This window comes from Kitasatospora sp. NPDC057512 (genome assembly GCF_042802135.1).
Lineage (GTDB): Bacteria > Actinomycetota > Actinomycetes > Streptomycetales > Streptomycetaceae > Kitasatospora.
Genome location: NZ_JBHVET010000448.1, coordinates 1 through 7148 on the forward strand (window position 1 = coordinate 1; position 7148 = coordinate 7148).

Sequence of the window (7148 nt, forward strand, 5' to 3'; positions counted from 1 at the left end):
GGTTCGCGGGTCGGCCTCCGGCGCTGTCGCGGGCGCTACTTGACCGCCGTCTTGCCGATGGTGGGCAGGATGAAGTCCTGGATCAGGCCCTTGGCGTCGCGGACGATCGGCCGGAAGACCCGGTAGCGGGACAGGTTGATCACCCGGGCCGCGAGCGGCGTCGAGCGCCGGACGAACTCCCTGGTCCGCTCGGTGTCCGGGGTGCGGTCGAAGACCCAGTACAGCACCACGATCATCAGGTAGAGCCAGAGCACGTCCGGCAGCAGCTCGACCAGTTCGGCGTCCAGCTTGGGCGCCAGCTCCGAGCCCTGGAGGACGTCGCGGAACAGCTCGACCGCCGTCGCCCGGGCCGGGTGGGACTCGTTGGAGAACGGGCTCAGCGAGCTGGTCGGGTCGGCGGCGGTGCGGAAGAACTGCGCGGAGAACTCGTGGTACGGCGCGGCCGTGTCGAGCCAGGAGTCCAGCGCGATCCGCAGCCGTTCGGAGAAGTCCCGGGTGTGGGCCATCCGGCGCTTGGCGTCGGCCGCGTGCTCGTAGGTCATCCGGTCGTAGAACCCCTGGATCAGGAATTCCTTCGCCGAGAAGTAGTAGTACGCCTTGCCCACCGAGACGCCGGCCTCGGTGGCGATGGCGCGCATGGTGGTCTTCTCGTAGCCCCGCTCCTGGAACAGCCGCATGGCCGTCTCCAGGATCAGGGCCCGGGTCGCCTCACTCTTGTCGGTCTTCGGCTGTGCCCGGCCGCCGGGCAGGGGCCCGCCCTCCGGTACGGAGCCGCCCTCCGGTCCGGGCACGGCCGGATCCCCGGCCGTGCCGTTCCCGCCGTCCGTTCGGTTCGTCGCTGCCAGGTCGTCCACGGGGACGAGCCTAGCCGGAGACGACGTTCCATCCGGTGTCGGTGTTCGTGGCACCGGATGCCCCCTCCGCACCCGGTACCACGATGGCCCCCGACGTTTCGAACGCGTTCAAAAGCTGGGTGGAACTGTAGACGCTACGGTTGAACATGTTCAACTCCATCTCTGTGGGAGGCTGGTCACATGATCAGTTCAGGACAGATCGTCATTCGGCACGGCGGAGTGCGGGACGCCGAGGCCGTCGCCGAGCTGCACGCCCACAGCTGGCGCACCACCTACCGGGGGATCGTCCCGGAGGAGGGGCTGGGCGACGGGATGGCGGCCCAGCGGCGCGAGTTGTGGGAACTGCGCCTGGACGCCGACTACGGGGAGCCGGAGAACACGCCCGAGCTCCTGATCGCCGAACGGGCCGGTGCGGTGGTCGGGTTCATCTACCTCGTCCCGCAGCCGGACGGCGGGGTGCTGATCGACAACCTGCACGTGCGCCCCGGCCTGAACGGTGGCGGCATCGGCCGCGAGCTGCTGACCGCGGCCCGCGCCCATGTCGCCGAGCGGCACCCCGGGGCCGCACTCTCCCTGGAGGTGCTGCGGGACAACACCCGCGCGATCGCCTTCTACGAGCGCGAGGGCGCCGAGCGGGTCCGGGCGCAGGAGGGGGAGTTCCCCGGCGGATTCCTGCTGCCCGAGTACGTGTACGCCTGGCCGGCCGAGCGCGTGGCGGCCGGGGCCGACCGGCCGGAGCCGGCGGACCGGTAGGAAAGGGCCGACAGGAACGGATCAGTGGGAACGGATCGGTGGACGTGGAGGCGGCGCCGGAGCGGCCCGGTCAGTCGAGGTCGTAGACCGTCACCGGGATGCCCCGGTCCGTCAGTCGGGCGGTGACCAGCGGTTCGACCCGCTCCCAGCGCCCGCCCGCCAGGCCGCAGCCGATCCGCGGCATGTGGACGGAGGCGCCGAGCCGGAGCGCGTGCCCGCCCAGCGCGGCCAGCCCGGTGTCGATCGCCTCGTACCGCACCGGCACCCCGGTGGAGCGCCCCGTCCGGATGCCGCGCTGGCCGACCAGGTTGGCCACCCAGACGTGCGGATCGACCTGTACCAGCTGGACGGCGCCGAGCCCGAAGTCGTTCGCCGCCCGCTCCCGGTGCCAGCGCCGGTACGCCGCCTCGGGCTCGGGCCAGCGTCTGGAGAGCGCGAGCACGAAGCCCTTGCCCCAGCCGCCGAGGTCGTTGCAGACGTGCGCGATCACCTTCACGCCCTTGCCGTGCGGCGTGGTGGCATCGCCTCGGACGTAGGTGATTTCCTCCATGCCCCGACGTTAGAGGGAGGCACTGACAATCCGCTCGGAATTATCCGCCGCCGCCGAACCCGCCTCACCTGACGCACCATCCGACGCGCCATCCGACGCGCGGTCCGAGGCGCCGCCCGTCGTCGCCGTCCTCGGCGTTGCCAGGTGCCGCCGCCCCGCCAGTGCGATCAGCAGCGCGATCCCGGCGGCCACGGCGGGCAGGGCGTAGCCGGTGCCCGGAGCGGCCCGTTCGGCGACCGTCCCGGCGAGCGCCGCCCCCGCCGAGATGCCGACCACGATGCCGGACACCGCCATCGCCATCCCCTCGTTGAACTGCCGCTGCGGCAGCAGCTCCTGGACCAGCGTCATCCCGGTCACCATGGTCGGTGCGGTGGCGGTGCCGGCCGCGAACAGTGCCACGCCGAGCAGCCCGAGCCCGGCCCCGCCCAGTCCGGCGGCGAGCGGCAGCAGCAGCACCGCGGCCATCGCGGTGGCGCCGAGCAGGAAGCGCGGGCCCGGTGCCCGGCGCGGGGTCAGCAGTCCGAACAGCAGCCCCGCCAGGCAGGAGCCGGCCGCGACCAGTGCCAGCAGCAGACCGGCCGACGCCTTGTGACCGAGCGCGTCGGCGTACGCCACGGTGGTGATCTCGGTCGCGCCGAAGACCATGCCGGTCGCCAGGAAGGTCAGCACCAGCACCCGCAGCCCGGGCACCCGCAGCGGGGAGCCGTGCCGCCGGCCGGCCGAGATGGCCGAGACGGGCGGCGGCAGCGGCGGTTCGGTGCGCCGCTGGGCGGCGAACAGCAGGGCGCCGGCGGTGCCGAGGGCGCCCGCGGTGATCAGTCCGGCCTCCGGGGCGAGCGCGGTGCAGAGCACCATCGCGAGCACCGGCCCGGCCATGAAGCAGAGTTCGTCCAGCGCCTGCTCGAAGGAGTTGGCCAGGTGCCGGGCGGCCGGGTCGTCCCGGTGCAGGTGCGCCCAGCGGGAGCGGGCCATGCCGCCGAGGTTGGGCGCCGCCGCGCAGGCCGCGGAGCAGAGGAGGAGTGTCCAGTCGGGTGCGCCGAGCCGGACGCAGAGCAGCAGGCCGGCCAGCGGAACGGCGTTGTACAGCGCGGCCGGTACCGTCACCCGGGCCTGCCCGTACCGGTCCACCAGCCGCCCGATCAGCGGCATCCCGATCGCGCCGGTGACCAGGCCGGCCGCCGAGACCGCCCCGGCCAGCCCGTACGAGCCGCGCCGTTCGGAGAGCAGCACCACCAGTGCGACGCCGTTCATCGACAGCGCCAGCCGGCCGAGCAGCCCGGTCAGGGTGAAGGCGACGGCGCCGGGGGCCGCGAACAGCCGCCGGTAGGAGGTGAGGAGGGCGCGCGAGGGCATCGGGCTCCTGTGAGCAGGCGGGAAGGGGGTGCCCCCAGCCTGGTGCCGGCGGCGGGCGGCCGTCCAACACCTGTTTCGCCGCACTCACAACACCCTGTTGTTAATCTGCCGCCCATGCCCCGTGACCTGCACCCCCGTCTGCTCCGCGGCTTCGTCGCGACCGCCGAGACCCTGCACTTCGGCCGGGCCGCCGAGCGGCTGCACACCGCCCAGCAGGCGCTCAGCCGGGACGTCCGGACCCTGGAGGGGCTGCTCGGCGACGCGCTGTTCACCCGCACCACCCGCAGCGTCGAACTCACCCCGGCCGGGCGGCGGTTGCTGCCCCGGGCGCGCCGGTTCCTCGCCCTGCACGACGAGATCCTCGCCGAGGCGGCGACCGGCGCCGGGGCCGCCGCCCGGCCGCTGCTGCTCGACCTCAACAGCGACGTCACCGGCCCGGACCTCACCGCCGACCGGGTGCTCGAACGGGCCCGTGCCACCTGGCCGGAGGGCGAACTGCTGGCCCGCTTCCACGGCGGACTGGCCGCGGCCGCCGTGGAGCTCCTGGCCCACCGGCTGGACGCCTCCTTCGGTCGCTTCGCCGGGCTGCCGGCCCCGGTGCGCGGCCAACTCGCCCAGCTGCCGGTGCGGTTGGAGCGGATCTCGGTGATGATGGCGGACACCCACCCGCTGGCCGGCCGCACCGTCCTGCGCCTGGCCGACCTGGCCGGGCACCCCGTCGACGTCTGCGCGGGCAACCCGGCCACCACCGAGTGGACCGACCTCGGCACCCGGCTGCTGCGCGAGCACGGCCTGACGGCGGCCGCGCCGTACGCGCCGCCGGTCGGCGTGGACGAGACCGCCCGCTACCTCGCCCGGCACGGCGATCCGATGCTGACCACGGTCGGCGGCCCGCGGATCCCGGGGACGGTGAACGTGCCGCTGGTGGAGCCGGTGCCGCTGAGCCTGGTCAGCCTGGTGCACCGGCCCGGCGAGCGGCGCCCGGGGCTGCGGGCGCTGGCCGCCGCGGCGGGTGCGCTCGGCGCGGCCGAGGGCTGGCTGCGGCGTCCGTCGGGCGGCTGGCTGCCCGCGGCGGACGCGGCGCTGCTGCCCCCGGGGTAGGCGAAAACCGCCCCTGCCCCCGGGGGGAGGGGCAGGGACGGTGCTCAGGGGCGGCCCGCGGCGGGGCGAGGCCGGCCGCGGCGGGGGAGTCCGGCTCAGGCCGCCTTGACGGCGGAGATGTCGAAGCTGAGCTTGACCTTCTCGCCGATCAGCACGCCGCCGGTCTCCAGCGCGGCGTTGTAGGTCAGGCCGAACTCGGTGCGGTCGAGGACGGCCTTGCCCTCGAAGCCGACCCGGTTGGCGCCGTACGCGTCGGTGGCGCTGCCGGTGTACTCCAGGTCCAGGACGACCGGGCGGGTGGTGCCCTTGATGGTGAGGTCGCCGGTCATCCGGTACGAGTCCCCGTGGACCAGCTGGGCGGAGGTGCTGCGGAAGCGGATCTCCGGGTGGGCGTCGGCGGCGAAGAAGTCGCCGGTGCGCAGGTGCTCGTCGCGCTGGGCCTGGTTGGTGTCGATGCTCGCGACCTTGATCACCAGCTCGGCCGTGGAGTTGCCCGGGTGGGTCCCGTCCAGGTGCAGCGTGCCGTCGTACTCGGTGAAGCGGCCCTTGACGTTGGTGACCATCGCGTGGCGGACCGAGAAGCCGATCTCGCTGTGCGTGGTGTCGATCGTCCAGTCGCCGGTCAGGTGGGCGAGGTCCGGGCCGGCCGGGGTCCGGACGGTGGCCGCGGCGGGGGCGGTGACGGTCTTGGTGCGGTTGAACAGGCCCATGGCTTCCTCCTTGGTTCGAAGCCAGTTGTTTAGGCTTCAACTTGTTGGCTCCAGCGTAGGGCAACTTCGTTCAACTTTCAACCAAGACTTTCGGGCTTCCCCCGAACGGCTCAGCGGACCGGCCCTGTCGGCCCTCCCGGTTAGGCTGCGAAGGACGGTTCCCACCCCGCCCGGAAGGCCCCCGATGTTCGTCCTGCACGCGCTCTGGCGGGCGGACGGGCGGCTGGCGCTCTGGGCCGAGGACGCCCGCGCCCACCCCGGCGCCCCCGAGCCGCACCCCGACCGGCCCGCCCCGCGCGCCCACCCCTACGCCTGCCCGGCCGGCGAGCTGGCCGCCGTGCTCGGCGGCATCGGCCCGGGCCTCGGCTGGCTCGCCGGGCAGGCCCCCGAGCGCTGGGCCACCCTGCTGCTGCCCACCGTCGGCACCGTCCCCGCGCCCTCGCCCGACCTGCCGGTCACCCCGCCGCGCGGCGGCGCCGTGCTCACCCCCTGGCGGGTCCCGGCGCTGCTCTTCGACGCCGGGGCCGCCGCCCAGCTGCTCGGCGAGGTCTTCGACCCGGTCTGGGCCGTCACCGGCGCCGACCTGCCCGGTGCCGGCCGGGTCGAGGTGGTCCACGGTCCCTCGCTGCGCTGGCTCACCGGGGTGCACGACCTCGCCTGGCGGACGGTCGGCCGGGGCCGGGTGCTGCCACTGCCCGTGACCGCCGCCGACGGCCGGACGCAGGCCCGGTGGCTGCCCGACCCCACCCCGGCCGGGCGCCGCGAGGCCGCCGCCCTGGCCGCCGGCTGCCCGCCCGTCCTGCTGGGGGAGTGGCCGCACGGCCCCGGCGGCGGCGAGGCGCTGCTGGGCGCCGCCCTCGGCGCACTGGTGGACGCCGAGGCCCGCGCCGCGCTGGCGGACACCCCCTTCCCCGCGCCGGGGGAGGCCGTCGCCGAACGCTGGCTGCACGCCCTCACCACCCCCGACGGCGGGATCGACGGCGCCCCGGCCGGGGAGGTCGCCGAACTGCGCCGCCGGCTCGGCGCCTGGTACGCCGCCGCCGAGCCCGTCGACCCGGCGCTGCGGCTCTGCTTCCGCCTGGTCGAGCCGCTCGGCCCCGACCAGGACGACCCCGAGGGCCGCCCCTCCGACGACGCCTGGCGGCTGGAGTTCCTGCTCCAGGCCGTGGACGAGCCCTCCCTGCTGGTCCGCGCCGCCGACCTGCACGAGGGCGGCGCCGCCCACGCCGCGCTCGCCCGCAAGGCCGCCGACCCGGTCGACGTCCTGGTCGCCGAACTCGCCCGCGCCGCCCACCGCTGGCCCGCCCTGGAGGGGCTGCGCCACCGCTCCCGCCCGTCCGCCCTGCCGCTCGACCGGGCCGGTGCGCTGGACTTCCTGCGTACCGCCGCGCCCGCCCTCGCCGAGGGCGGCTTCGGGGTGCTGCTGCCCGCCTGGTGGCGCCGCCGCCCCCGGCTCGGGCTCGCCCTGCGCGCCACCACCCCGCCCGCGCCCGGCACGCTCGCGGTCACCAGCCAGGTGGACCGGGACGCCGTGGTCGCCTTCCGGTGGCAGGCCGCGCTCGGCCCGGAGGGGGAGCCGCTCACCGAGCGCGAACTGGCCGAACTCGCCGCCGCCAAGCAGGGGTTGGTCCGGGTGCGCGGCACCTGGCTGGAGGCCGACCCGGCTCAGATCGCCGCCGCCCTCGCCTTCCTCGCCGACCGGCGCGACGGCGTGCTCGCCGCCACCGAACTGCTCCGGCTCGCCCTCGACCCGGACGCGACGGTCGCCGGGCTGCCGGTCACCTCGGTGCGCGCGGACGGCCCGCTCGGCGACCTGCTCGCCGGGCG

At 75.4% G+C, this 7148-nt stretch carries 7 protein-coding genes; 3 read left to right on the top strand and 4 right to left on the bottom strand.

What is annotated here, in order from left to right:
- Nucleotides 1-35 precede the first annotated feature (35 nt).
- Nucleotides 36-854 (bottom strand): TetR family transcriptional regulator, encoded by an 819-nt coding sequence (locus ACFU6K_RS25730; protein WP_380666802.1) that lies wholly within the window; start codon nt 852-854, stop codon nt 36-38.
- A gap of 180 nt (nt 855-1034) precedes the next feature.
- Between ACFU6K_RS25730 and ACFU6K_RS25735 the strand changes: the two genes are divergently transcribed.
- A complete protein-coding gene (locus ACFU6K_RS25735) occupies nt 1035-1607 on the top strand; it encodes a GNAT family N-acetyltransferase (RefSeq protein WP_380666803.1) in 573 nt (190 codons plus the stop codon).
- A 70-nt stretch (nt 1608-1677) separates the two neighbouring features.
- Here ACFU6K_RS25735 and ACFU6K_RS25740 read toward each other — a convergent pair whose 3' ends face one another.
- Nucleotides 1678-2157: a macro domain-containing protein gene (locus ACFU6K_RS25740; RefSeq protein WP_380666805.1), complete on the bottom strand. Its 480-nt coding sequence runs from the start codon at nt 2155-2157 to the stop codon at nt 1678-1680.
- A gap of 9 nt (nt 2158-2166) precedes the next feature.
- The gene (locus ACFU6K_RS25745) at nt 2167-3510 is read right to left on the bottom strand and encodes an MFS transporter (protein WP_380666807.1); all 1344 of its coding nucleotides are present in this window, start codon (nt 3508-3510) and stop codon (nt 2167-2169) included.
- Nucleotides 3511-3624: 114 nt separating this feature from the next.
- Between ACFU6K_RS25745 and ACFU6K_RS25750 the strand changes: the two genes are divergently transcribed.
- Nucleotides 3625-4611 carry a LysR family transcriptional regulator gene (locus ACFU6K_RS25750; protein WP_380666809.1) on the top strand — a complete coding sequence of 329 codons (987 nt, stop codon included), beginning with the start codon at nt 3625-3627 and terminating at the stop codon, nt 4609-4611.
- A 95-nt stretch (nt 4612-4706) separates the two neighbouring features.
- Here the strand turns inward: ACFU6K_RS25750 and ACFU6K_RS25755 are convergent, their stop codons facing one another.
- Nucleotides 4707-5321, bottom strand: coding sequence for a YceI family protein (locus tag ACFU6K_RS25755; protein ID WP_380666811.1), 615 nt, complete (start codon nt 5319-5321; stop codon nt 4707-4709).
- Nucleotides 5322-5505: 184 nt separating this feature from the next.
- On the opposite strand from ACFU6K_RS25755, the gene ACFU6K_RS25760 reads away from it, so the two are divergent.
- A partial coding sequence (locus ACFU6K_RS25760) for an SNF2 helicase-associated domain-containing protein (RefSeq protein WP_380666813.1) occupies nt 5506-7148 on the top strand: 1643 nt, incomplete at its 3' end.